Annotated in this window: 21 protein-coding genes and 1 pseudogene; 16 read left to right on the top strand and 6 right to left on the bottom strand. The window is 39.7% G+C overall.

Annotated features, from left to right (window positions below; translation table 11 throughout):
- Positions 1–8: 8 nt before the first annotated feature.
- Positions 9–395 carry a diacylglycerol kinase gene (locus EXS92_RS04030; protein ID WP_165508023.1) on the bottom strand — a complete coding sequence of 129 codons (387 nt, stop codon included), beginning with the start codon at positions 393–395 and terminating at the stop codon, positions 9–11.
- Entirely contained in the window at positions 388–1,332 is a 945-nt protein-coding gene (locus EXS92_RS04025) for a hypothetical protein (protein WP_341848045.1), read from the bottom strand. The genes EXS92_RS04030 and EXS92_RS04025 overlap by 8 nt, the downstream gene beginning before the upstream one ends.
- Positions 1,333–1,666: 334 nt before the next feature.
- Here EXS92_RS04025 and EXS92_RS04020 point away from each other — a divergent pair, with 334 nt between their 5' ends.
- From EXS92_RS04020 to EXS92_RS03985, 8 genes are all read left to right on the top strand, one after another.
- Positions 1,667–2,842 carry an acetyl-CoA C-acetyltransferase gene (locus EXS92_RS04020; RefSeq protein WP_165515648.1) on the top strand — a complete coding sequence of 392 codons (1,176 nt, stop codon included), beginning with the start codon at positions 1,667–1,669 and terminating at the stop codon, positions 2,840–2,842.
- A 10-nt stretch (positions 2,843–2,852) separates the two neighbouring features.
- Complete coding sequence (locus EXS92_RS04015; RefSeq protein ID WP_154411852.1) at positions 2,853–3,551, top strand: CoA transferase subunit A; 699 nt, start codon at positions 2,853–2,855, stop codon at positions 3,549–3,551.
- Entirely contained in the window at positions 3,548–4,171 is a 624-nt protein-coding gene (locus tag EXS92_RS04010) for a 3-oxoacid CoA-transferase subunit B (RefSeq protein ID WP_033777786.1), read from the top strand. Before EXS92_RS04015 ends, EXS92_RS04010 begins: the two co-directional genes overlap by 4 nt.
- A gap of 19 nt (positions 4,172–4,190) precedes the next feature.
- On the top strand, positions 4,191–5,555 hold the full coding sequence (locus EXS92_RS04005; RefSeq protein ID WP_165515647.1) for a TIGR00366 family protein: 1,365 nt from the start codon (positions 4,191–4,193) through the stop codon (positions 5,553–5,555).
- A 128-nt stretch (positions 5,556–5,683) separates the two neighbouring features.
- Entirely contained in the window at positions 5,684–6,694 is a 1,011-nt protein-coding gene (locus EXS92_RS04000) for a lipid A deacylase LpxR family protein (protein WP_000465247.1), read from the top strand.
- Positions 6,695–6,939: 245 nt separating this feature from the next.
- Complete coding sequence (locus EXS92_RS03995; RefSeq protein WP_165515646.1) at positions 6,940–9,081, top strand: hydantoinase/oxoprolinase family protein; 2,142 nt, start codon at positions 6,940–6,942, stop codon at positions 9,079–9,081.
- 11 nt (positions 9,082–9,092) lie between these two features.
- The gene (locus EXS92_RS03990; protein WP_025275922.1) at positions 9,093–11,390 is read left to right on the top strand and encodes a hydantoinase B/oxoprolinase family protein; all 2,298 of its coding nucleotides are present in this window, start codon (positions 9,093–9,095) and stop codon (positions 11,388–11,390) included.
- Between the two features lie 16 nt (positions 11,391–11,406).
- Positions 11,407–11,907, top strand: a complete 501-nt coding sequence (locus EXS92_RS03985) for an acetone carboxylase subunit gamma (RefSeq protein WP_033599889.1) — start codon at positions 11,407–11,409, stop codon at positions 11,905–11,907.
- Between the two features lie 218 nt (positions 11,908–12,125).
- Here the strand turns inward: EXS92_RS03985 and EXS92_RS03980 are convergent, their stop codons facing one another.
- Positions 12,126–12,785, bottom strand: a complete 660-nt coding sequence (locus EXS92_RS03980) for an NgoBV family restriction endonuclease (protein ID WP_164500171.1) — start codon at positions 12,783–12,785, stop codon at positions 12,126–12,128.
- Between the two features lie 62 nt (positions 12,786–12,847).
- On the opposite strand from EXS92_RS03980, the gene dcm reads away from it, so the two are divergent.
- Positions 12,848–14,152, top strand: a complete 1,305-nt coding sequence (gene dcm, locus EXS92_RS03975; RefSeq protein ID WP_165515645.1) for a DNA (cytosine-5-)-methyltransferase — start codon at positions 12,848–12,850, stop codon at positions 14,150–14,152.
- Positions 14,153–14,230: 78 nt separating this feature from the next.
- Here dcm and EXS92_RS03970 read toward each other — a convergent pair whose 3' ends face one another.
- Entirely contained in the window at positions 14,231–15,043 is an 813-nt protein-coding gene (locus EXS92_RS03970) for a 3'-5' exonuclease (protein WP_165515644.1), read from the bottom strand.
- A 138-nt stretch (positions 15,044–15,181) separates the two neighbouring features.
- Here EXS92_RS03970 and feoB point away from each other — a divergent pair, with 138 nt between their 5' ends.
- On the top strand, positions 15,182–17,110 hold the full coding sequence (feoB, locus tag EXS92_RS03965; RefSeq protein ID WP_165515643.1) for a ferrous iron transport protein B: 1,929 nt from the start codon (positions 15,182–15,184) through the stop codon (positions 17,108–17,110).
- Between the two features lie 252 nt (positions 17,111–17,362).
- Entirely contained in the window at positions 17,363–19,666 is a 2,304-nt protein-coding gene (locus EXS92_RS03960; protein WP_165515642.1) for a TonB-dependent receptor family protein, read from the top strand.
- A 38-nt stretch (positions 19,667–19,704) separates the two neighbouring features.
- On the opposite strand, the gene fliP is transcribed toward EXS92_RS03960, so the two are convergent.
- Together fliP and EXS92_RS08125 are read right to left on the bottom strand one after the other, a co-directional pair.
- Entirely contained in the window at positions 19,705–20,451 is a 747-nt protein-coding gene (gene fliP, locus EXS92_RS03955) for a flagellar type III secretion system pore protein FliP (RefSeq protein ID WP_001210287.1), read from the bottom strand.
- Positions 20,452–20,486: 35 nt separating this feature from the next.
- Positions 20,487–20,576 (bottom strand): annotated as a pseudogene (locus tag EXS92_RS08125) (flagellar biosynthesis protein flip); the annotation flags it as partial.
- Here EXS92_RS08125 and glmU point away from each other — a divergent pair.
- From glmU to EXS92_RS03930, 5 genes are all read left to right on the top strand, one after another.
- On the top strand, positions 20,533–21,834 hold the full coding sequence (gene glmU / locus EXS92_RS03950) for a bifunctional UDP-N-acetylglucosamine diphosphorylase/glucosamine-1-phosphate N-acetyltransferase GlmU (protein ID WP_165515641.1): 1,302 nt from the start codon (positions 20,533–20,535) through the stop codon (positions 21,832–21,834). The pseudogene EXS92_RS08125 and the gene glmU sit on opposite strands and share 44 nt — an antisense overlap.
- 186 nt (positions 21,835–22,020) lie before the next feature.
- The gene (locus tag EXS92_RS03945) at positions 22,021–22,371 is read left to right on the top strand and encodes a pantothenate kinase (RefSeq protein ID WP_165515660.1); all 351 of its coding nucleotides are present in this window, start codon (positions 22,021–22,023) and stop codon (positions 22,369–22,371) included.
- A 23-nt stretch (positions 22,372–22,394) separates the two neighbouring features.
- Positions 22,395–22,877, top strand: a complete 483-nt coding sequence (locus tag EXS92_RS03940) for a hypothetical protein (protein ID WP_165515640.1) — start codon at positions 22,395–22,397, stop codon at positions 22,875–22,877.
- 170 nt (positions 22,878–23,047) lie between these two features.
- Entirely contained in the window at positions 23,048–25,414 is a 2,367-nt protein-coding gene (locus EXS92_RS03935; protein ID WP_165515639.1) for a ribonucleoside-diphosphate reductase subunit alpha, read from the top strand.
- 61 nt (positions 25,415–25,475) lie between these two features.
- A complete protein-coding gene (locus tag EXS92_RS03930) occupies positions 25,476–26,423 on the top strand; it encodes a Gfo/Idh/MocA family protein (RefSeq protein ID WP_165515638.1) in 948 nt (315 codons plus the stop codon).
- Positions 26,424–26,440: the final 17 nt, after the last annotated feature.

The raw sequence follows: 26,440 nt of genomic DNA, 5'->3' as shown, positions 1-26,440 counted from the left end.
CCTAAAATTTAATTAAAATAAAGCGTTAAAAGATAACGCCCCCAAATCAAAGCCCAAAAAATAAGCCCTATCAGTTGGGCCGAACTGGCCATGTCTTTAGCCTTTTTGGCTAAAGGGTGGAACTCGGTGCCAGTAAAATCTACAGCCTTTTCAATGGAACTATTGATGAGTTCAACCACCACCGATAAAAAACAAGGCAAGATCAATAGCCCCCATTCTAAAAAATCTTTAGCTAGATAGCTCGCTAGAACGATGCAAAAAAGAGCCAAAATAATAATTTGCCTGAACGCGCTCTCTTCAGCCCATGCGCATTTAAGCCCGTCTTTAGAATAAAAAAGGGCTTTAAAAAGGCGTTTAAACCCTTTAGCTTTGGGCGGGACTTTGAAATCACTCATGGCTTATTGTGTAAGATTGAAAGAAATTCACGCTAAGGCTTTCTAACAAAGCGTTAAAAGTCAGCTTGGCGTTGTCTTTAGCTTGGGCGTTAAGAGCGATTTGGGATTGTTTGTCTTTAGCCATAGAAACAAAGGCTTGCAACAATCCTTTAAAATTCTGTTGGAGTGCGGTATCGTCTTTAAAACGGGATTGGAACAAGGCCATAAAATAGTTTTCTAAAGAAGCTAACGCGCTTTCATAAGAGACGCTAGGGGTTTGAGAACGCAAGCTAAAATAAGGGGAAAAAAAGCCCAAACTCTCTTTATTTTGGTAATAAAAGGCTTCTAAAACATTTTTAAGATGGCGCGCTTGGATAGAAACACCCAACTTTGGCGCTAAAAAACGTAGTTTGTCTTGCAACTCTTCTATGGCTTTAGCGTCTTTAGAACTCAAGGTTTTAAAAATATTTTTAAGGGATAGATTTTCTTGTGCCTCCATTAAACCCTCTTGAAAAAAAGTGTAAGCAAGGATATTTTCTGCATTAGTCAAATCGCATTTTAAGTTGTCATTTAAGGTTTTTTCATCTAAAGCGTTGAATTTTAAAGAGCAATTCAAGCGCGTGGGTTTCATTTTTTCTAATAAGGCATTCAAGTTTTTTAAGGGGATTTGATGGATTTTTTGCTGAATATCTTGTTCTAAAATAGGGGATTGGATTTGAGAATGGACAGAAAGGGTAAGAGAGCTTTTATCTAAAGAATGGAGCTTGATCTTTAAATTTTTAAAATCCACAATAGGGGAGTTTTGAGAATCTAAAAAACTCAGCTCTTTAGAAACGCATGCGATTTTAAAAAACCCTTCGCATTCAAAAGGAGCACCTGCAATCCCCATGCCCTTAATATGGGGGCGTTGATCCAAATAAGCGTTAAGATAAGCGGTTAAAGATTTTTTAACCGACATGCTGGTAAAGAAGATAAACACCCCTAAAAGCACGCAAATTAAAGCCCCGATAACCACCATCCAAGACATGAATTTTTTAGTCAAAAACACCCTTTATTGAAAGCATAATGGCTCTAATTGTAGCATAATCGCGCTTAAAATTAAAGAACGCTTTAATAATGTAATGATAAAAGATCGTGCAATAATCATTGAACGATAAGAATAATATTTTTGTGAAAAAAATAAACGGATCGCTCTCAATCTAAAACAAAACCTAAAACAGAATAAAACTTATTAGGGTTTCAATCACTTAAAAGTGATACTATGATGAGTAAATCAACTTAAAGGCAAAGACATGAATGAAGTGGTTATAGTGGCGGCAAAGCGTAGTGCTGTAGGGAGTTTTTTAGGCTCTCTAAAGAATGTGGGCGCTAGGCAAATGGGCGTTAGCGTGCTTAAAGACGCTTTGAACGCGAGCGGACTTGAGCCTAGCGATGTGGATTCTGTCGTTTTAGGCAATGTCTTAGGCGCTGGTTTGGGTCAAAATATCGCCAGGCAGATCCAACTGGATTCTGGCATACCCAATGACAGAAACGCTTTTAGCGTCAATATGGTTTGCGGATCGTCTATGAAAGCTATCCAATTAGCGCATGACAGCATCGTGCTTGGGTGCGATGAAGTGGTGGTGTGCGGTGGCGTGGAAAACATGAGCGCAGCGCCTTATCTGTCGTTTGACATGCGAGAGGGGAAAAGAATGGGGAATGCAAACATGATAGACTCCATGATACATGACGGATTGTGGGATGCGTTCAATGATTACCACATGGGGATCACCGCTGATAATGTCGCTCAAGCATACCACATAAGCCGAGAAGATCAAGACGCATTCGCGCTCCAGTCGCAACTCAAAGCGAGAGCCGCCATTAATGCAGGGAAATTCCAAGAAGAAATCACGCCTATTGAAATAGCGAATAAAAAAGGCGTGGTGGTTTTTAAAGAAGACGAATACCCTAGAGACACGACGCTAGAATCCCTTGCAAAGCTCAAACCCGCCTTTAAAAAAGACGGATCGGTAACGGCAGGAAATTCATCAGGGATCAATGATGGCGCGAGTATTATCATTTTATGCAGCGCTAAAAAAGCGCAAAAACTGGGGTTAAAAACAATGGCCACTATCAAGGGGTTTGGTTTGGGCGGTTGCAGTCCGGATATAATGGGCATATGCCCAAGCATCGCTATTAAAAACAATCTTAAAAATGTCAAAATGAATCTCAACGACATCAATCTTTTTGAACTCAATGAAGCCTTTGCCGCGCAAAGCATCGCCGTGTTAAAAGAGCTTGAATTAAACCCTAATATCGTGAATGTGAATGGAGGCGCGATAGCGATTGGCCACCCTATTGGCGCGAGCGGCGCTAGAATCTTAGTTACTTTATTGCATGAAATGAAAAGGAGTGGGCATGGCGTGGGTTGCGCATCGTTGTGCGTGGGCGGTGGTCAAGGGCTATCAGTGGTAGTTGAACAAAAATAAGGAGAATGAGATGAACAAGGTTATAACCGATTTAGACAAAGCGTTGAGCGGGTTAAAAGATGGGGATACTATTTTAGTGGGCGGTTTTGGGCTGTGCGGGATACCCGAATACGCCATTGATTACATTTATAAGAAAGGCATTAAGGATTTGGTTGTCGTGAGCAATAATTGCGGCGTTGATGACTTTGGGTTGGGTATTCTTTTGGAAAAAAAGCAGATTAAAAAGATTATCGCTTCGTATGTGGGGGAGAATAAGATTTTTGAATCGCAGATGCTGAATGGAGAAATTGAAGTCGTTTTGACACCGCAAGGCACGCTAGCTGAAAACTTGCGTGCTGGAGGGGCTGGGATACCCGCTTATTACACCCCAACAGGGGTTGGGACTTTGATCGCTCAAGGCAAGGAATCAAGGGAGTTTAACGGCAAGGAGTATATTTTAGAAAGAGCGATAACGGGCGATTATGGGCTTATCAAAGCCTATAAAAGCGACACCCTTGGGAATTTGGTGTTTAGAAAAACGGCTAGAAATTTCAACCCCTTGTGCGCGATGGCGTCAAAAATATGCGTCGCTGAAGTGGAAGAAATTGTCCCGGCCGGGGAATTAGACCCAGATGAAATACACTTGCCAGGAATCTATGTGCAACACATCTATAAGGGCGAGAAATTTGAAAAACGGATAGAAAAAACCACCACAAGGAGCACGAAATGAGAGAGGCTATCATTAAACGAGCGGCAAAGGAATTGAAAGATGGTATGTATGTGAATTTAGGGATAGGCTTGCCCACGCTTGTGGCTAATGAAGTGAGCGGGATGAATATCGTTTTCCAAAGCGAGAACGGGCTATTAGGGATTGGCGCTTACCCTTTAGAGGGGAGCGTTGATGCGGATCTTATCAACGCAGGAAAGGAAACCATAACCGTGGTGCCGGGCGCTTCGTTTTTCAACAGCGCGGATTCGTTTGCGATGATTCGTGGGGGGCATATTGATTTAGCGATTTTAGGGGGGATGGAAGTCTCACAAAATGGGGATTTGGCTAATTGGATGATCCCTAAAAAACTCATAAAGGGCATGGGAGGGGCTATGGATCTGGTGCATGGCGCTAAAAAAGTGATTGTCATCATGGAACATTGCAACAAATACGGGGAGTCTAAAGTGAAAAAAGAATGCTCCTTACCCTTAACAGGAAAAGGCGTGGTGCATCAATTGATAACGGATTTAGCGGTGTTTGAGTTTTCCAATAACGCCATGAAATTAGTGGAATTGCAAGAGGGTGTCAGCCTTGATCAAGTGAGAGAAAAAACAGAAGCTGAATTTGAAGTGCACTTATAGTTTATAAAAGGGGGTGTTTATGTTTTTATTAAGGCATTTGACTTCAGCGTGCGTGTTTTTAGCGTCTAAATGTTTGCCGGACTCTTTTGTCTTGGTCGCTCTTTTATCGTTTGTCGTGTTTGTTCTTGTTTATTGCTTGACAGGGCAAGACGCTTCGTCTGTCATTTCTAGTTGGGGGAATGGCGCTTGGACGCTTTTAGGCTTTTCTATGCAAATGGCCCTTATTTTGGTGCTGGGTCAGGCTCTAGCTAGCGCTAAATTAGTCCAAAAACTTTTAAAATACTTGGCGTCTTTACCTAAGGGGTATTACACGGCTTTATGGTTGGTTACTTTTTTATCGTTAATCGCTAATTGGATCAACTGGGGTTTTGGCTTAGTGATTAGCGCGATTTTTGCAAAAGAGATCGCCAAAAATGTTAAAGGGGTGGATTACAGGCTGCTCATCGCTAGCGCTTATTCGGGTTTTGTCATCTGGCATGGGGGTTTATCAGGCTCTATCCCTTTAAGCGTTGCCACCCAAAATGAAAATCTGTCCAAAATGAGTGCTGGGGTGATTGAAAAAGCTATCCCTATCAGTCAGACGATTTTTTCTGCTTATAATTTAATCATTATAGGGATCATTCTTGTAGGGTTACCCTTTTTAATGGCAATAATCCACCCTAAAAAAGAAGAAATCGTTGAGATTGATTCAAAGCTTTTAAAAGACGAATACAAAGAGATTGAACTCATTGACCACCAACAAGACAAAACAATCGCGCATTTTTTGGAAAACAGCGCTTTGCTTTCTTATCTTTTGGTTTTTTTGGGTTTTGGGTATCTTGGTGTTTATTTTTTTAAAGGGGGAGGGATTAGTTTAAACATTGTCAATACGATTTTCCTTTTTTTAGGGATTTTGCTCCATAAAACCCCTTTAGCTTATGTGAAAGCGATCAATCATTCCTCTAGGAGCGTGGCTGGGATTTTACTCCAATTCCCTTTTTATGCTGGGATTATGGGGATGATGGCAAGCCATAGCGTGGGGGGGCATTCTTTAGCGCAAATGCTTTCTTTAGCCTTCACGCACATCGCTAATGAAAAAACTTTCGCGCTCATGACTTTTTTGAGCGCAGGGATTGTTAATATTTTTATTCCGTCAGGCGGAGGGCAATGGGCGATTCAAGCTCCTATCATGCTCCCAGCTGGCCAAAGCTTGGGGGTGGATCCGGGCGTGGTTTCTATGGCTATCGCTTGGGGAGACGCTTGGACGAACATGATACAGCCTTTTTGGGCTTTGCCCGCGTTAGCCATTGCCGGTTTGGGCGCTAAAGATATTATGGGTTATTGCGTTTTGACTTTAATTTTTGTCGCTTTAGTCGTGTGTGGGGTGTTTTATTTTTTGGTGTGAGTTTTTCTTATGCCTAAAACCACGCTTTTTTCAATGGGGGTAAAAGTTTCCTCTTTTTACCTCTCAAACACCCTTATAATTCAGTCTTATTTCGTTACAATAACCCCACAATAACCTAAGGAAGTGTTTTGTTTTTCAAATTTATTTTATGTTTATCATTAGGAATATTTGCATGGGCAAAGGAAATCATTCCAACCCCTTCAACCCCACTAACGCCCTCTAAACGCTATTCTATCAATTTGATGACTGAAAATGATGGTTATATCAATCCTTACATTGATGAGTATTATACCGCAGGCAATCAAATAGGCTTTTCTACTAAAGAGTTTGATTTTTCTAAAAATAAAGCGATGAAATGGTCTTCGTATTTAGGGTTTTTCAATAAAAGCCCTAGGGTTACTCGTTTTGGTATTTCTCTCGCCCAAGACATGTATACCCCCTCACTGGCAAACAGAAAACTGGTGCATTTGCATGACAACCACCCTTATGGGGGGTATTTACGGGTGAATTTGAATGTGTATAACCGCCATCAAACTTTCATGGAGTTATTCACGCTTTCTTTAGGCACGACAGGGCAAGATTCTTTGGCCGCTCAAACGCAGCGTCTCATTCATAAATGGGGTCATGATCCCCAATTTTATGGCTGGAACACGCAGCTCAAAAACGAATTTATTTTTGAATTGCACTACCAATTGCTCAAAAAAGTCCCCCTTTTAAAGACTCGTTTTTTTTCTATGGAGTTGATGCCTGGGTTTAATGTGGAGCTGGGTAATGCGAGGGATTATTTCCAACTCGGCTCGCTCTTTAGGGCTGGGTATAACTTGGACGCTGATTATGGGGTCAATAAAGTCAATACCGCTTTTGATGGGGGCATGCCTTATAGCGATAAATTTTCCATCTATTTTTTTGTAGGGGCTTTTGGGCGCTTCCAACCCCTTAACATATTCATTCAAGGCAATAGCCCTGAAACTAGGGGCATTGCTAATTTGGAATACTTTGTTTATGCCAGTGAAATAGGAGCGGCTATGATGTGGCGCAGCTTTAGGGTGGCTTTTACAATCACTGATATTAGTAAAACCTTTCAATCCCAGCCTAAACACCACCAGATCGGCACCTTAGAATTGAATTTTGCCTTTTGATTTAATATAGGTTTAATATTTTTCTGCCTATATGATATTTATATGATATTTTTGGGTAATTTAAGATGAATATCAGTAGCGTTTTAAATGAATTTGTTACTACTTTTCACTTTATTACACCAAATTTTCCCTTATTACAAACAACTTTGAAATAAACGATTTCCATTTAAAAATCAGTCCTACTATTTGAATAGGTTACCTTGATAGGTTACCTCGAGCAACACTTTAATACAAGGAGTCTAACAATGAAAGACGCAAGAGTTCAGGTGATGGGTATTGATGCCGGTGGCACCATGACGGACACATTTTTTGTGAAAGAAAATGGCAGTTTCGTAGTCGGTAAAGCCCAAAGCAACCCAGAAGATGAGAGTTTAGCTATTTATAATAGCTCACAAGACGCTTTATCGCATTGGAAATCAGATGTCAGTAAGGTTTATCCAGAGTTGGTCACTTGCGTGTATTCTGGCACGGCGATGCTCAATCGGGTCGTCCAAAGGCGTGGGATGGAAGTGGGCCTGATTTGCAATAAGGGTTTTGAGCAGATGCATTCTATGGGTAGGGCGTTGCAATCCTACTTGGGGTATGCGCTAGAAGAAAGATTGCATATCAACACACACAAGTATGATGATCCGCTGATTCCTTTAAAAAGGATTAGAGGCGTTACAGAAAGAACCGATGTCAAGGGGCAAGTGGTTATCCCAGTGCGCGAAGAAGAGGTTAAAATTGCTGTTAAGGAGCTTTTAGAAGCAGGCGCAAAGGCTATTGTGATTTGCTTGTTACAATCTCATAAAAACGCTGAAAGCGAGCGGATCGTTAGAGATATAGCGTTAAAAGAGATTGAAAAATTGGGTAAAAATATTCCGGTATTCGCTTCGGTGGATTACTACCCTCAAAGAAAAGAAAGCCACAGAATGAACACCACTATCTTAGAAGCTTATGCGGCTGAGCCAAGCAGGCAAACTCTCTCTAAAGTCAGCAACCGCTTCAAAGAGCATGGCGCTAAATTTGATCTTCGTGTGATGGCAACGCATGGAGGCACCATTAGTTGGAAAGCTAAAGAGCTTGCCAGAACGATCGTGAGCGGCCCTATTGGAGGCGTGATCGGATCTAAATTGCTAGGCGAAACGCTTGGTTATGACAATATTGCATGCAGCGATATTGGCGGCACGAGCTTTGATATGGCGCTTATCGTTAAGAGCAATTTCAACATCGCTTCTGACCCTGATATGGCGCGTCTTGTTTTATCTCTACCGCTTGTGGCTATGGATTCTGTTGGTGCAGGTGCGGGGAGTTTTGTGCGCATTGATCCGCACAGCCGATCGGTCAAACTAGGGCCTGACAGCGCGGGGTATAGAGTTGGCACTTGTTGGAAAGACAGCGGATTAGACACGGTTTCAGTAACCGATTGCCACATTGTTTTAGGCTATTTGAACCCGGATAATTTCTTAGGCGGTTTGATCAAATTAGATGCCAACAGAGCTAAAAAACACATTAAAGAGCAAATCGCTGATCCGCTAGGCATTAGCGTAGAAGATGCGGCTGCGGGTGTGATTGAATTGCTTGATTTGGAGCTTAAAGAATACTTGCGATCCAATATTAGCGCTAAAGGGTATAGCCCATCTGACTTTGCGTGCTTTTCGTATGGTGGCGCGGGACCTGTGCACACTTATGGCTATACAGAAGGCTTAGGGTTTAAGGATGTGGTAGTGCCTGCATGGGCGGCTGGATTTAGTGCTTTTGGTTGCGCTTGCGCTGATTTTGAATACAGATACGACAAGAGCGTGGATATAGCCATTCCGCAGTATTCTTCAGACAAGTCCAAAATAGAAGCATGCAAAATCATTCAAGACGCATGGGATGAATTGACCCTTAAAGTGATTGAAGAGTTCAAGATCAATGGATTCTCTGAAAAAGATGTGATTCTAAGACCTGGATACAGGATGCAGTATATGGGGCAATTGAATGACTTAGAGATCACTTCTCCTGTGTCAAAAGCTACAAGCGTGGCTGATTGGGAAGAGATTGTCAAAGAATATGAAAAAACCTACGCTCGCGTTTATTCTGAATCAGCGTGTTCTCCAGAGCTTGGTTTTAGCGTGACTGGCGTGATCATGCGTGGTGTTGTGGCTACGCAAAAACCTGTGATTCCGGTTGAAAAAGAGCATGGTGCTACGCCTCCAAAAGAGGCCAAAGTAGGCGTTAGAAAATTCTATCGGCATAAGCAATGGGTGGATGCAGATGTGTGGCACATGGAAAAGTTACTGCCTGGAAATGAAGTCATAGGGCCTGCGATCGTGGAAGCGGATTCAACCACTTTTGTGATACCCAAAGGCTTTGCGACAAGACTAGACAAACACCGATTGTTCCACTTGAAAGAAATTAAATAAAGGAGTTCAAAATGGCAAATTTATTGAAAAACGGCAAAACTTTAAAACAAGCTAGAGATGAAATCCTAGCCAGGACAGAAAAGACAGGGCATTATAATGGCCTTAAAAAACTAGAGTTTAAAGAAAGAGATCCGATCGGTTATGAGAAAATGTTTTCTAAATTAAGAGGCGGTATCGTGCATGCCAGAGAAACGGCTAAAAGGATTGCTGCAAGCCCTATTGTTGAGCAAGAGGGTGAATTGTGCTTCACGCTTTATAACGCTGTGGGCGATAGCGTGCTGACTTCTACGGGTATCATTATCCATGTAGGCACTATGGGATCGGCTATTAAATACATGGTAGAGAATAATTGGGAAGATAACCCTGGTATCAACGATAAGGATATTTTCACCAATAACGACTGCGCGATTGGGAATGTGCACCCATGCGATATCATGACTCTTGTGCCTATCTTTCACGATGAAAAATTGATCGGGTGGGTAGGCGGCGTTACGCATGTGATTGATACGGGATCAGTTACTCCAGGATCGATGAGTACCGGACAGGTTCAAAGGTTTGGGGATGGATACATGATCACTTGCCGTAAAACAGGGGCGAATGATGAGAGCTTTAAGGATTGGTTGCATGAATCTCAAAGATCAGTAAGAACGCCTAAATATTGGATTTTGGATGAAAGGACTAGGATTGCTGGGTGCCACATGATTAGGGATTTAGTGATGGAAGTCATTAAAGAAGACGGCATTGATTCTTACATGCGATTTATTGATGAAGTGATTGAAGAAGGGAGAAGAGGCCTTATCTCTAGGATCAAATCCATGACCATACCTGGCAAGTATAGAAAGGTAGCGTTTGTGGATGTGCCTTATGCGCATAAGGATATTGGTGTGTGCTCTGAATTTGCTAAGCTAGATACGATCATGCACTCTCCAGTGGAAATCACTATCAATAAAGACGCTACATGGAAATTGGATTTTGATGGCGCGTCCAGGTGGGGATGGCACTCTTTCAATTGCAACCAAGTGTCCTTTACTAGCGGCATTTGGGTGATGATGACTCAAACATTGATCCCCACTTCTCGCATCAACGATGGCGCTTATTTTGCGACTCAATTCAGACTCAAAAAAGGGACTTGGATGAATCCAGATGACAGACGCACTGGGCATGCTTATGCGTGGCATTTCTTGGTATCAGGCTGGAGCGCTTTGTGGAGAGGCTTGTCTCAAGCGTATTACAGCCGAGGGTATTTAGAAGAGGTCAATTCCGGGAACGCTAACACTTCCAATTGGCTGCAAGGCGGTGGTATCAACCAAGATGGAGAAATCCATGCGGTGAATAGCTTTGAGACAAGTTCTTGTGGGACTGGAGCTTGCGCGATAAAAGACGGCCTGAATCACGCAGCAGCTATTTGGAATCCAGAGGGCGATATGGGCGATGTTGAAATTTGGGAAATGGCAGAACCTCTTCTTTATCTAGGCAGGAATGTCAAAGCCAATACCGGTGGGTATGGGAAATATCGAGGCGGTAACGGGTTTGAAACCTTAAGAATGGTGTGGGGTGCGCATGATTGGACCATGTTCTTTATGGGTAATGGCTATATGAATAGCGATTGGGGTATGATGGGGGGCTATCCAGCGGCTAGTGGTTATAGGTTTGAAGCGCACAACACCGATTTAAAAAACAGGATTAAAAATAACGCCAGCTTGCCTTTGGGAGGCGATTTTAACCCAACGGATAGAGATTATGAAAAGCACATTTCTCATGCGTCTCAAGTCAAAAGGGATAAGCAATGCATCACCACTGAGAACTGCTTTGATAATTACGACTTGTATTTGAATTACATCAAAGGCGGTCCTGGATTTGGCGATCCTATTGAAAGGGATTTGAACGCGATTTTAGAAGACCTAAACAGCAAACAGCTATTGCCAGAATACGCTTACAAGGTTTATGGCGCGATTGTGAGCCAGAATAAAGACGGCATTTGGGTAGGAGATGAAGCCAAAACGAAAGCCAGAAGAAAAGAAATTCTTGAAAACAGAAAGGCTAGATCCATACCGGTAAAACAATGGATGGAGCAAGAAAGAAACGCTATCCTTGAAAAAGAGGCTTCCAAACAGGTTAAGCACATGTATGCGACTAGCTTTGATCTCTCGCCTAAGTTTTTGAATGATTTTAAAACATTCTGGAACTTGCCAAAGAGCTGGAGCGTGAAAGAAGATGAGCTTGGCGTATTCACCTATGGATCTAAATACAGGATGGATTTGAGCAAATTGCCTGATGTGCGCACAGTTCTGTTGGTTGATGAGAAATAAAGAAAGGAGAATGGTCATGTCAAAATACACACAAGAACAAATTAAAAATTTAGTAGAGGGGAACTTGGATTGGAACACTGTCTTAAAAATGCTTAGCATGCCTAAAGATCATGAAAGGTTCCAAATGTATTTGAAGGTGTTGCAAGATAAGGTAGATTTTGATGACAAAATCGTCTTACCCTTGGGGCCGCATTTGTTTGTGGTGCAAGATTCTCAAAAGAAATGGGTCATTAAGTGTTCATGCGGTCATGCATTCTGTGCCCCGGAAGAAAACTGGAAATTGCATGCAAACATCTATGTGCGCGATACAGCAGAAAAAATGGAAGAGGTGTATCCTAAACTCTTAGCCAGTGATACTCACTGGCAAGTGTATCGGGAGTATATTTGCCCGGATTGCGGCATCCTTTTGGATGTTGAAGCTCCGACTCCTTGGTATCCTGTGATCCATGATTTTGAGCCTGATATAGAGACATTCTATAAAGATTGGCTAGGCATACAGCCCCCAGAAAGACATTAAAATCGCTCAATCCTTTTTATGAAGAGGCTTTATGCCTCTTCTTATGCCAAAAATTTGGAGTAGGAGTTTGTTTTTAGCGATGCGTGTCTAGTAACTTAAGGCTCATTGATGGATATTGGGTTGAATTAAGCCAAAAATATTTTTGGGGTTTAAAAAATCCAATAAATAGTTTTCCTAAAACCGATATGAAAAAATCCGCTTGAGTTATCTTGACCTTTTTAATCAAAGGATAGTGCTATATTTTCTAGTAAAATTTTATACCATTCTAAAGCTTTCTCTTCCCCTTTATAAAGTTTTAAAGTGTCATAAATAGCTTGTATAAATTCATGTGTATTTTGAAAAGCAAAAGCTTTATTAGTTTTAAAAGCACTATTAGGGCGTATGTTATAAATCATCTTTCTTTTTACTTGCACTTTTAAAGGATAATAAGATGAACGCCCTGCAATTTCATAAATTTTATGCAAATAAATTTCTTTAATTAGAATATCCCCATTTTCTTGCATCTTATAGGCAAAAATCAAGTAAAAAGTGTTTAAAATTTGTGGATTTTCTAGTAATCTATCACAATAAGACTCAAAATTTGCAATATCAAATGCGGGGTTTTTTTCGTATTGAAAAGCCTTGATTTCTAAAAACTCCCAAATTTGTAGTTCTTGATTAAATAATAAAAAATCAGGAAAACTTTGTGAATTTTTTGGTTCTTCAAATTGATAGCCAACCTGCAACATAAAATCTTTAAGCCATTCTTGCAAAACAAACCCCACTGTATCTTTAGCTTTTAAAGTAGTAGAGATATTAGCTAAACAAAAAGTAATTTTTCCTTGTGTTTTATCCCATTCAATTTGTTTTAAATCTTTATAAAGTTGTATCGTACTTATAGCTTATCCTTTTATGACTGCCAATAAGCCAAATTATAGCCAAAAACAATTATAATAACTCCATGATAGTAGAACAAGACCTTTTTACACCATTATTGAAGCCCAATAATTTTAAGCCCTATTTCACAGATCATAAAAATCAAATTGTGCGTTTTGTAGATTTATTTGCAGGTCTTGGGGGATTACGTTTGGGATTTGAACAAGCTTTATTTAGTATAGGATTAAAATCGCAATGCGTTTTAAGCTCTGAAATTAAAAAAAGTGCTTTACAAGCTTATATAAATCATTTTAAAGAAACGCCACAAGGTGATGTTACACAAATTGATACAAATGCTATTCCTAATTTTGATATTTTATTAGCAGGTTTTCCTTGCCAACCTTTTTCTAGTGCTGGGAAACGACGAGGGTTAGATGATACTAGAGGAACTTTATTTTTTGAAATCATGCGGTTTTTATTGGCTAAAAAACCTAAAGGATTTTTGCTAGAGAATGTTCCTGGACTTCTTACGCATGACAAAGGAAAAACTTTTTCCATTATGTTAGGCCACTTAAAAGAATGTGGTTATTTTGTCAATTATAAACTTTTGAACGCCAAAGATTTTGGGGTTGCACAAAATAGAGAACGCCTTTATATTGTGGGTAGTTTATCTTGTCCTATTGATTTGAATAATTTTCCTACTACAAAATGCGTTTTTAAAGATGTTCAAGAACACCACTTGGAACTTTTAAATACCCCTTTCACAAAAAAAATTTTGTCTCAATTTACTCCAAATGAACTTTATGGTAAGGCTATTAAAGATAAAAGAGGGGCTAGTAATAATATTCACTCGTGGGATTTAGAGCTAAGAGGAGCAGTTAATCAAACTCAAAAAGACTTTCTTAATCTCTTTTTAAAAGAAAGACGCAAATCTAAATATGCTATACTTTGGGGAACACCCAAAAAAGATGGTGTACCTCTTAGTTTAAAAAGTATTCAAGATTTTTTTAATCATACAGATTTAATCAATTTGTTAGATGATTTGGTTGCTAAAGGCTATTTAAAACAAATTAAAAATCCTAAAAATAACGAATTGGGTTTTGCTCTTAGTGGTGGAAAACTCTCTTTTGAATTTTCTAAAATCTTGCACCCTAATGAGCCTACTCCAACCTTAGTAGCGAGTGATATGCATAAAATGGGAGTAATAGATTTTAAAAACAAAAAGGTAGGATTACGGCGTTTGAGCATTCAAGAAGGATTAAGATTGTTTGGTTTTCCTAAAAATTATAACCTGAATACATCTTACAAAGAAAGCATGGATTTATTAGGCAATAGCGTGTGTGTACCTGTTATTCAAGCCATTAGCAAGAGACTAATAAAAATTATATAAAAAGGGATTGAAACATCTCAAAAAAGTATATAGCTAATCTTAAAAACACATTTTTTATTTTATTAAATTTATAGAATTTTAAGCAAACTCCCTAATTTCTTTCTCTAAAGCGTCAATAAAAACGCTTGAATAGGATTTTTCTTTAGGGAATTTGGCTAAAAAATCATTCAATAGCCCAAGGTATTGCTCCTTATTTAAAGCCCCTTTTAACACTTCGTATTTTAAAAAAAGCCAGTAAGTGTTAAGCACATCGCTTTGGCAATAGCTATCAATAATCTCTTTTTTCTCCTTTTGGCTTAAATTGGGGTTGTAATAAATCGCATGCACTAAATCCCCGCTCACATCAAATTTACCAGGAATATTCGTCATAGAGCAAATGCCATTCAAATTCAACCCCCTAACGGATCCATAATGGCTCAAGCTATCCATTAAATCCAAATGAAACTGCTCGCTATAGCGCGCGCGGTAATTCTCCCATTTGTTTTCTTGGCTGTAAAAAGCGTCTAAGGTTAAATTGTATTTAAGGGCTTTGAGCGTGAGTAGGGGCATATCAAAACCTCTGCCATTGAAGCTTATTAGGCGTGGTTGCTTTTCGTTAAAGTATTTGAAAAAGTCTTCTAAAAGCTCTTTTTCGCTTGTAAAACCCTCTTTATTCTCGTGTTTTTGACCAAAATTCCCCACTTTGACAAACTGCCCGTAATCATCGCCAATGACCGCTGCAATAGAGACAATTTCATGCAAATAAAGGGGCAAAAACTCGCTCCCGCTTTTTTCTTTTTGCTTTTCAAAACTCCATTCACAGATTTTTAGCGCATCATTTTCTTCTAATTGAAAATGCTCTTTACACAAGCTTATATTAGGAATGGTTTCTATATCAAACACGCACAACATCACACGCTCCTTTCGCATTTTGACATTCTTGTCTCGCTTTTATTATATAACAATTAGTCTTATAGCGCTATAGTGCTAACTTTTAAAAACTATATAACCAAAAATTAAAAAAACTTTAATGCGGAGCATTCAAACCCAATGAAAGAAATCATTGTCGCCCTTGTGGGCCAGCCTAATGTGGGGAAATCGTCCCTCATCAACGCTTTGAGTAACGCCCATTTGAAAGTGGGGAATTTTGCCGGGGTTACCGTGGATAAAATGGAAGTGAGCTTAGTCCATAAAGAGCATCAAATCACTATCATTGATTTACCAGGCACTTACGCGCTCAATGACTTCACCACTGAAGAAAAGGTTACTAAAGATTTTTTAGAAAAGGGGCAATACGATCTCATTCTCAATGTGGTGGATTCCACCAATTTAGAGCGTAATTTAGCCTTAAGCACGCAGTTATTAGGTACGAATAAAAAAATGCTTCTTGCGCTCAACATGTGGGATGAGGCGCAAAAAGAGGGCATTAAAATCAATACAGAAAAGCTTTCTCAAGAATTAGGGGTTGTGTGCGTGCCAACAAGCGCGAGATCCAAAGAAGATCGCTTGAACACAGAGCTTTTATTAGACGAAATTGTCAGGCTTTATTCTCAAAACACTGCAAACAATGAAAATATCAAAGTCCCATCTCAAAGCTTTAAAGAGTCTTTAAAATACAGCCAGAGCGCTCAAAGAATCGCTAAATCAGTGATCAGTGAAAACAAACAAAATGCGAGTTTTGAACACACTTATAAGATTGATAAGATTTTAATGCACCAGCGTTATGGGATTTTCATTTTTTTAGGGTTTATGTTTATCATTTTTTCCTTGAGCTTTTTAATAGGGGGGGGAGTGCAAAAAGCGCTTGAAGAGGGGTTTAAATTTTTGAGCGATAGCATTAAGGAAAATGTGGCTAATGAAGATTTAGCGTCTTTGGTGGGCGATGGCATTATTGGGGGAGTGGGAGCGACGGTTTCATTCTTGCCCTTAATCGTGGTGTTGTATTTTGGGATTTCTTTACTAGAGACGACAGGCTATATGAGTAGGGTAGCGTTTTTACTAGATGGGATCTTGCATAAATTTGGCTTGCATGGGAAGAGCTTTATCCCTTTAATCACCGGTTTTGGCTGCTCAGTTCCCGCTTACATGGCGACAAGAACCTTACAAAACTATAACGAACGATTGATCACGCTTTTTGTGATCGGCTTTATGAGTTGCTCGGCAAGACTCCCTATTTATGTGCTGTTTGTAGGCTCGTTTTTCCCCTCTTCAAGCGCTGGGTTTGTGCTGTTTTGCATTTATATTTTGGGGGCGGTTGTGGCGTTAGTGATGGCAAAATTACTCAAATTAAGCGTGTTTAAAGGACAGACTGAATCCTTTATCATGGAAATGCCCAAATACCGCTTTCCCAGTTGGAGAATGGTCTATTTCAGTATCTATACCAAATCGCTTTCTTACCTCAAAAAAGCCGGGACTTATATTTTAGTGGGAGCGATTTTAATCTGGTTTATGTCCCAATACCCTAAAAATGATGCGGCTATGAAGACTTACAAACAAGAAAGCTTGTTAGTGGATAAAGACACCACTCTTTCAAGCGAAGCCAAAGAAGAAAAATTAAAAGAATTAAAAACCGAATTGGATAAAAAGAATTTAAAAAATAGCGTTGTAGGGAGAGGTGGGGCGTATTTAGAAAAAGTCTTTAGCCCTATGGATTTTGATTGGCGTTTGAGTGTCTCACTTGTAACCGGATTTATGGCTAAAGAGGTGGTGGTTTCTACTTTAGGCGTGTTGTTTTCTTTAGGGGATCAAAATGAAAAATCTGACGCTTTTAGAGGGATTTTAAGAAAAGAAGTCAGCGTGCCTAGCGGGATCGCTTTTATCGTGTTTGTGATGTTTTATATCCCTTGTTTTGCAGCGACCATTACTTTTGGTAGGGAAGCTGGGGGGATAAAGTTTGTAGCGTATTTATTCATCTTCACAACCGTTGTAGCGTATGCGTTTTCCTTGATAGCTTTTTATGCGACTCAAATTTTGGTTTAAAGGCTAGCCATAAAGGGTTTTTAAACCCTTTATTGGTTTAAAATTCCACCCATTAGAAATATTAAAAAATTTTTATTTTTCTTTATATCCCAATCCTTTCTATCAACATTCGCATTAATCGGCATTTTTGATAAAAAAAGTCATTAATATTATCTAAATAATAATTTTTTAAAAATTTAAGCTAAAACTAATAATGGTTATTATAAAGTACTCCTTGTTGTAAAAAAGAATATTTTTCATAAAAGGTGGTAAATGAAAAGAATTTTAGTCTCTTTGGCTGTTTTGAGTCATAGCGCGCATGCTGTCAAAACTCATAATTTGGAAAGGGTGGAAGCTTCAGGAATAGCTAACGATAAAGAAGCGCCTTTAAGTTGGAGAAGTAAGGAGATTAGAAACTATATGGGTTCTCGCACGGTGATTTCTAACAAGCAGCTCACTAAAAGCGCGAATCAAAGCATTGAAGAAGCTTTGCAAAATGTGCCGGGCGTGCATATTAGAAACTCTACAGGTATTGGAGCTGTGCCTAGCATTTCCATTAGGGGGTTTGGTGCGGGAGGCCCAGGGCATTCTAATACGGGAATGATTCTAGTCAATGGGATCCCTATTTATGTCGCGCCCTATGTTGAAATTGGCACGGTTATTTTTCCTGTAACCTTTCAATCTGTGGATAGAATCAGTGTAACTAAAGGTGGGGAGAGCGTGCGTTATGGCCCTAACGCTTTTGGCGGTGTGATCAACATCATCACCAAAGGCATTCCTACCAATTGGGAAAGTCAGGTGAGCGAGAGGACCACTTTTTGGGGCAAGTCTGAAAATGGGGGCTTTTTCAATCAAAATTCTAAAAACATTGATAAAAGCTTAGTTAATAACATGCTTTTTAACACCTATTTAAGAACGGGGGGTATGATGAATAAGCATTTTGGAATCCAAGCTCAAGTCAATTGGCTCAAAGGGCAAGGGTTTAGATACAACAGCCCTACCAACATTCAAAACTACTTGCTAGATTCGTTGTATCAAATCAATGATAGTAATAAAATCACTGCTTTTTTTCAATATTACAGCTATTTTTTAACAGACCCTGGGTCTTTAGGTATAGCTGCCTATAATGAAAATCGTTTTCAAAATAACCGCCCTAATAACGATAAAAGCGGGAGAGCGAAGCGATGGGGAGCTGTGTATCAAAACTTTTTTGGGGACACGGATAGAGTCGGTGGGGATTTCACTTTTAGCTACTATGGGCATGACATGTCAAGGGATTTTAAATTTGATTCTAACTATTTAAATGTCAATACCAATCCTAAATTAGGCCCTGTTTATACGGATCAAAATTATCCAGGATTTTTTATTTTTGATCATTTAAGGCGTTATGTGATGAACGCATTTGAACCTAATTTGAACTTAGTTGTCAATACTAATAAAGTTAAGCAAACTTTTAATGTGGGCATGCGTTTTATGACGATGGACATGTTCATTAGATCCGATCAAAGCACATGCGAAAAATCAGATATTATTGATGGGGTGTGCCATATGCCCCCATATGTTCTTTCTAAAAAGCCTAGTAACAATCAAGAAATGTTTAACAACTATACAGCGGTATGGTTGAGCGATAAAATAGAGCTTTTTGATTCTAAATTGGTGATAACTCCAGGGCTTAGATACACCTTTTTAAACTACGATAACAAAGAGCCAGAAAAGAACGATTTTTCCGTATGGACCAGTAAAAAACAGCGTCAAAACGAATGGAGTCCTGCCCTTAACATTGGCTATAAACCTATGGAAAATTGGATATGGTATGCGAACTACCGCCGCAGTTTTATCCCCCCACAACACACAATGGTAGGCATTACTAGGACTAATTACAACCAAATTTTTAATGAAATTGAAGTGGGGCAACGCTATAGTTATAAAAATCTATTGAGCTTTAATACCAATTATTTTGTGATTTTTGCCAATCGTTACTATGCGGGAGGCTATAGTCCACAGCCTGTGAATGCTAGGAGTCAAGGGGTGGAATTAGAATTGTATTACGCGCCGATTAGGGGTTTGCAATTTCATGTGGCTTACACTTACATTGATGCGCGCATCACTTCTAACGCTGATGATATTGCTTATTATTTTACAGGCATTGTCAATAAACCCTTTGACATTAAAGGGAAGCGTTTGCCTTATGTGAGTCCTAACCAATTCATATTTGACATGATGTATACTTACAAGCACACGACTTTTGGAATTAGCAGCTATTTTTATAGCCGCGCTTATAGTTCCATGCTCAATCAAGCTAAAGATCAAACCGTGTGCCTGCCCTTAAACCCAGAATACACAGGGGGGCTAGAGTATGGTTGTAATTCAGTGGGGTTATTGCCCTTGTATTTTGTGTTGAACGTTCAAGTAAGCTCCGTTTTATGGCAAAGCGGTAGGCATAAAATCACCGGGAGTTTGCAAATCAATAACCTTTTTAACATGAAGTATTATTTTAGGGGGATTGGCACAAGCCCTACAGGGAGAGAGCCCGCACCAGGGAGATCCATTACAGCGTATTTGAATTATGAATTTTAAATTAATTTCAAGCTTTTATAGCTTGAATGTTTTTAATATTAAACCATTTTAAAACTCGCTACTAAATTTTCGGTCAATAAATTAAACCCATCTACTAAAATAAACACTAAAATTTTAAAAGGCAGAGAAATCATTACAGGCGGGAGCATCATCATGCCCATCGCCATTAAAATAGAGCTGATGACCATATCAATCACCAAAAAAGGCAAGTAGAGTAAAAAGCCGATTTGAAACGCTGTTTTCAACTCGCTTATCATAAATGCCGGGATTAAAACGCTCAAGCTCACCTCATCAGGGGTTTTAGGGTTAGGCAAATTCCTAATCCTAAAAAAAAGCGCTAGATCCTTTTCTCGTGTGTTTTTAAGCATGAATTCCTTGAAAGGCAGAGCGCTTTTTTCAAACGCTTCGGTGTAAGAAATCTTTTTATCCATATAAGGCTTAATCCCTGTATCATAAGCCTTTTTCAAACTGGGTTCCATGATGAAAAAAGTCAATATCAAAGAGAGCGAGACTAAAATTTGAGTGGGGGGGGTTTGTTGCGTGCCTAAAGCGGTCCTTAAAAAAGAAAACACCACGATCAAACGGGTGAAACTCGTCATCACTAAAATCAATGACGGGGCTAAAACTAATAGCGTGAGCAGGGCGATGACATTAAGGGTGGTTACAAGCTGCTTAGGATCATTAGGAGCGTTTAAAGAGAGATTGACGCTAGGCAGCGCGCTATCAGCGCTCATTAAAGGGCATATTAAAGGGCAAATGAGGATTAAAAAAATGAAAAAACGCAAAATTCTAGCCTTAAATCTTTGATGAAACAAAGTCAAATTATAAGATAAGGCATGTTAAAATTCCCTAAAAAAAGGATTTTAATGCTTTCTGTAATCATACTAGCCGCTGGCAAAGGCACTCGCATGCGTTCTAGCCTGCCTAAAACTTTACACACCATTTGTGGGGAGCCTATGTTATTTTACATTTTAGAAGTGGCTTTTTCAATCAGCGATGATGTGCATCTTATCTTACACCACCAACGAGAACGCATTAAAGAAGCGGTGTTGGAGCGTTTTAAGGGCGTAATCTTTCACACTCAAATCGTGGAAAAATATTCAGGGACAGGTGGGGCTATCATGCAAGAAGATAAAACGCCTATTTCTACGAAACATGAGCGGGTTTTGATTTTGAATGCGGACATGCCCTTAATCACTAAAGACGCTCTTACCCCCTTATTAGAAAGCAAGAATAACGCCATAGGTTTACTGCATTTAGCTGACCCCAAAGGTTATGGGCGCGTTGTTTTAGAAAACCATCAGGTTAAAAAGATTGTAGAAGAAAAGGACGCTAATGATGAAGAAAAAACCATTAAAAACGTGAACGCTGGCGTGTATGGGTTTGAAAGGGAGTTTTTAGAAAAATACTTGCCCAAACTACATGACCAAAACGCCCAAAAAGAATACTACCTCACGGATTTGATCGCTTTGGGTATTAAGGGGAATGAAAAAATTGACGCTATTTTTTTAGAAGAAGAGTGTTTTTTAGGGGTGAATAGCCAAACAGAAAGGGCGAAGGCTGAAGAAATCATGCTAGAAAGACTGCGAAAAAACGCCATGGACTTAGGAGTAGTGATGCAATTACCTAATAGCATTTATTTAGAAAAAGGCGTGAGTTTTAAGGGGGAGTGCGTTTTAGAGCAAGGGGTGCGTTTGATTGGGAATTGCTTGATAGAAAACGCGCACATTAAGGCTTATAGCGTGATAGAAGAAAGCCAGATTGTTAATAGCAGTGTGGGGCCGTTTGCCCATGCGCGCCCTAAAAGCGTGATTTGTGATAGCCATGTGGGGAATTTTGTAGAGACTAAAAACGCCAAACTTCAAGGCGCTAAAGCAGGGCATTTGAGCTATTTGGGGGATTGTGAGATAGGGAAAAACACAAATGTGGGGGCTGGCGTGATCACTTGCAATTACGATGGCAAAAATAAACACCAAACGATCATCGGTGAAAATGTCTTTATAGGGAGCGATAGCCAGCTAGTCGCCCCCATAACTATCGGCTCTAATGTCTTAATCGGCAGCGGCACCACCATCATTAAAGACATTCCTAGCGGTTCGTTGAGCCTTTCACGCACCCCTCAAACTAACATTGAAAACGGGTATTTTAAGTTTTTTAAGAAACCTTAATTTGCTTCAATAATGAAAAATCCTAAAATATTATAATCATTTACCTTAATCCTGTAATTTGTGAATAAACAAAACATTTATTGAGATTTTTGTGATATTTGGCTGATCTGTAACAACGCTTTTAATAGGGTTGTGGTATAAATATTCTTATCAAGGTGTGCCAAACATGCCTTGAATCTCCATTTTATGAAAGGATTTGTTATGAGTGGATTAAAAGCATTTAGTTGTGTAGTGGTTTTATGCGGTGCAATGGCTAATGTAGCTGTAGCTAGTCCTAAAATAGAGGCAAGGGGTCAGCTTGGCAGAGATATAGGAGAAGGTGTTGGAGCTGGAATGGGTGGTGCAATGGGTGGAATGATTGGGGCTCTTGGAGGTCCGTGGGGTACTGTGTTTGGTGCAGGCATTGGTGGTGGAATAGGGGCATATTCTGGGGCTGAAATAGGCGATAGGGTAGAAGATTTTATCCGTGGCGTTGATAGAGAGCCGCAAGCTCCAAGAGAGCCCACCTATGATCGTGATTTTGGGCATGACAGGTAGTTTTAGGGGAGAAAGGAGAGAGCATGAATATCAAAGAGCGTTTGAGCATCTCCGAATATCACTGGGCAATGAGTCTAGTCTATGGGGGATGTCTCTCCATAACCACTAGGATTTTGTATGAGATCAATGGTTCAGCTAGCGATCCGATCTTTGACCCTAAAAATAGCTATTATGTGTGGCTAATGACTCTAATAGCGGCTTTGTTGTCTAATTTCTTGTTCAACCCAAAAGGCAGGTCGCCAGGTTATTTGATTATTGAAACTTGGCAAGGTTTTCCCAAGTTTTTTAAAGCCATTTTTAAGGCTAGGTTTTTTGGTGCGTTTTATGACGCTGTGTTAGGAGCGAGACTAAGGGATTTTTATATGGTGCTTTTAATAATGCCCTTTGTTGTCGCTATGCATGAAATTTCAGCGTATTGCGGGAATCCTAGCAACTTTCTTGTAGAGTGTTTGGTCATTTTGGGGTTTCAAGGTTTTCTTAAGCTTTGTGCTAAATTAGGGTGGTGATTTAACTCAAATAGCATTAAATGGAGGGGGTATAAAAAATTAAAAGACTTTAAAACTCATTCTCATTAATAGAACAGATCCAACTTGAACTTTTCTTTTTCTTAAGTTTTTTATTGATACAATTCCAAATTTAAAAAACAAACGATTTAATTCAAATTTAAGGAAAAATTTTGATTACAGTGGTTAAACGAAACGGGCGCATTGAGCCTTTGGATATCACCAAAATCCAAAAATACACTAAGGACGCTACGGACAATTTAGAGGGCGTGAGCCAAAGTGAGCTAGAAGTGGATGCGAGGTTGCAATTTAGAGACAAGATCACTACTGAAGAAATCCAACAAACTTTGATTAAAACCGCTGTGGATAAAATAGATATTGACACGCCTAATTGGAGTTTTGTCGCCTCAAGGCTTTTTTTGTATGATTTATACCATAAAGTGAGTGGTTTTACAGGATATAGGCATTTGAAAGAGTATTTTGAAAACGCTGAAGAAAAGGGCCGCATCCTTAAGGGCTTTAAGGAAAAATTTGATTTAGAGTTTTTAAACAGCCAGATCAAGCCTGAAAGGGATTTCCAATTCAATTATTTAGGGATTAAAACCTTGTATGATCGCTATTTGTTAAAAGACGCTAACAACAACCCTATTGAATTGCCCCAGCACATGTTTATGAGCATTGCGATGTTTTTGGCGCAAAACGAACAAGAACCCAATAAAATCGCTTTAGAATTTTATGAAGTTTTGAGCAAATTTGAAGCAATGTGCGCGACCCCCACTCTAGCGAACGCCCGCACCACCAAACACCAATTAAGCTCATGCTATATTGGCAGCACGCCGGATAATATTGAAGGGATTTTTGACAGCTATAAGGAAATGGCGCTGTTGTCCAAATACGGCGGGGGGATTGGCTGGGATTTTTCTTTGGTGCGCTCTATTGGGAGTTATATTGATGGGCATAAGAATGCGAGCGCTGGCACGATCCCGTTTTTAAAAATCGCTAACGATGTGGCGATTGCGGTGGATCAATTAGGCACACGAAAGGGCGCGATTGCGGTGTATTTGGAAATCTGGCACATTGATGTGATGGAGTTCATTGATTTAAGGAAAAATAGCGGCGATGAAAGGCGAAGAGCGCATGATTTGTTCCCGGCTCTTTGGGTGTGCGATTTGTTCATGAAAAGGGTTTTAGAAGACGCGATGTGGACTTTGTTTGACCCTTATGAGTGTAAGGATTTGACTGAGCTTTATGGGCAGGATTTTGAAAAACGCTATTTAGAGTATGAAAAAGATCCTAAAATCATTAAAGAATACATCAACGCTAAAGATTTATGGAAAAAAATCTTAATGAATTATTTTGAAGCCGGTTTGCCCTTCTTAGCCTTTAAAGATAACGCCAATCGGTGCAACCCAAACGCTCATGCAGGAATCATTCGATCCAGCAATCTATGCACGGAGATTTTTCAAAACACCGCACCAAACCACTACTACATGCAAATAGAATACACCGATGGTGCGATAGAGTTTTTTGAAGAAAAAGAGTTGGTAACGACAGATAGTAATATCACTAAATGCGCTAACAAGCTCACTAGCACGGATATTCTTAAAGGCAAAAAAATCTATATCGCTACTAAAATCGCTAAAGACGGGCAAACGGCGGTGTGCAATCTGGCGAGCATCAATTTAAGCAAGATCAACACTGAAGAAGATATTAAAAGGGTCGTGCCGATCATTATCAGGCTTTTAGACAATGTGATTGATTTGAATTTCTACCCTAACCGCAAAGTCAAAGCCACTAATTTACAAAATAGAGCCATAGGGTTAGGGGTTATGGGTGAAGCGCAAATGCTCGCAGAACACCAAATCGCTTGGGGGTCTAAAGAGCATTTAGAAAAAATTGACGCTTTAATGGAGCAAATCAGCTACCATGCGATTGACACGAGTGCGAATTTAGCGAAAGAAAAAGGGGTTTATAAGGATTTTGAAAATTCAGAATGGAGTAAGGGGGTTTTCCCTATTGATAAGGCCAATAATGAAGCCTTAAAACTCACGGAAAAAGGGCTTTTCAACCACGCTTGCGATTGGCAAGGTTTGAGGGAAAAAGTCAAAGCCAACGGCATGCGTAATGGCTATTTAATGGCGATCGCTCCCACAAGCTCCATTTCTATTTTAGTAGGCACAACCCAAACGATTGAACCCATTTATAAGAAAAAATGGTTCGAAGAAAATTTGAGCGGGCTAATTCCTGTGGTAGTGCCTAATTTGAATGTAGAAACCTGGAATTTTTACACATCAGCCTATGATATTGACGCTAAAGATTTGATTAAAGCAGCGGCCGTGCGCCAAAAATGGATCGATCAAGGCCAAAGCATCAATGTGTTTTTACGCATAGAAAACGCTAGCGGTAAAACCTTGCATGAAATTTACACGCTCGCTTGGAAATTAGGACTCAAATCCACTTATTATTTGCGTAGCGAAAGCCCTAGCATAGATGAAAAAAGCGTGTTGGATCGCTCGGTGGAGTGTTTTAATTGCCAATAATATAAGCTTAAATAAGCTAATCTTTGCTAAAATGAGATTCAAAATTATTTAAGGAAGATGAATGCTTTTTGCTATGATTGGTTCAGGGGGGTTTATCGCGCCCAAGCACTTGCAAGCGATTAGAGATACGGGGCATTTTTTGGATTGCTCTTTTGATGTTCATGATAGCGTGGGGGTTTTAGATGAGTATTTCCCGCAATCAGAGTTTTTTACCAATATTGAAGATTTTGAAAAGCATTTAGAGCAGTCTAAGGCTATGGGTAAAGAAATCAATTATCTGAGCGTTTGCACGCCCACGCACACGCATTTTGATCACATCCGTTTCGGGTTAAGAAACGGCATAAATGTGATTTGTGAAAAACCCTTAGTTTTAGACCCTGGCGAAATACAAGAATTGAAAGATTTAGAGATGAAACACCAAAAAAGGGTGTTCAGTCTTTTGCCCTTGCGCTTGCATTGCGACACGCTGGCTTTGAAAGAAAAAATTAAAAGCGAATTAGAAAAAAACCCTGAAAAAGTGTTTGACATCACGCTCACTTATATCAGCGTTCAAGGGAAATGGTATTTTTCTTCATGGCGAGCCGATGTGAATAGGAGTGGGGGGCTAGCCACTCAAATGGGAGTGAATATCTTTGATGCTTTATTGTATTTGTTTGGAGGCGTTAAAGACAAGGTTATCAATAGAGAAGAGCCTGATTGCGTGTGCGGGATACTCTTTTTAGAGCATGCCAAAATAAGATGGTTTTTTTCCATCAATCCAGAACACATGGGAGTGGCTAAAGAAAAAGTTTATCATAAAATGATCCTAGAGGGCGAAGAAGTCAATCTCACGCAAAGCTTTGATAACCTGTATATAGAAAGCTACAAACAGATTTTAGCTCAAGGGGGGTTTGGCTTGGATGATGCTGCGGCGTCTATCAAATTGGCTTATGAATTAAGAAACCTCTCAGTCAGCGAACCCAATGAAGATTCGCATGTTTTGTGTTGCAAAAACAACGCATGCGAGTGAGGCTAATCGCTTTTTAA

This window comes from Helicobacter pylori (assembly GCF_011175115.1).
Lineage (GTDB): Bacteria > Campylobacterota > Campylobacteria > Campylobacterales > Helicobacteraceae > Helicobacter > Helicobacter pylori_DF.
Note: the sequence above shows the minus strand (reverse complement) of the source record. Positions and strands in the feature narration are given on the sequence as shown.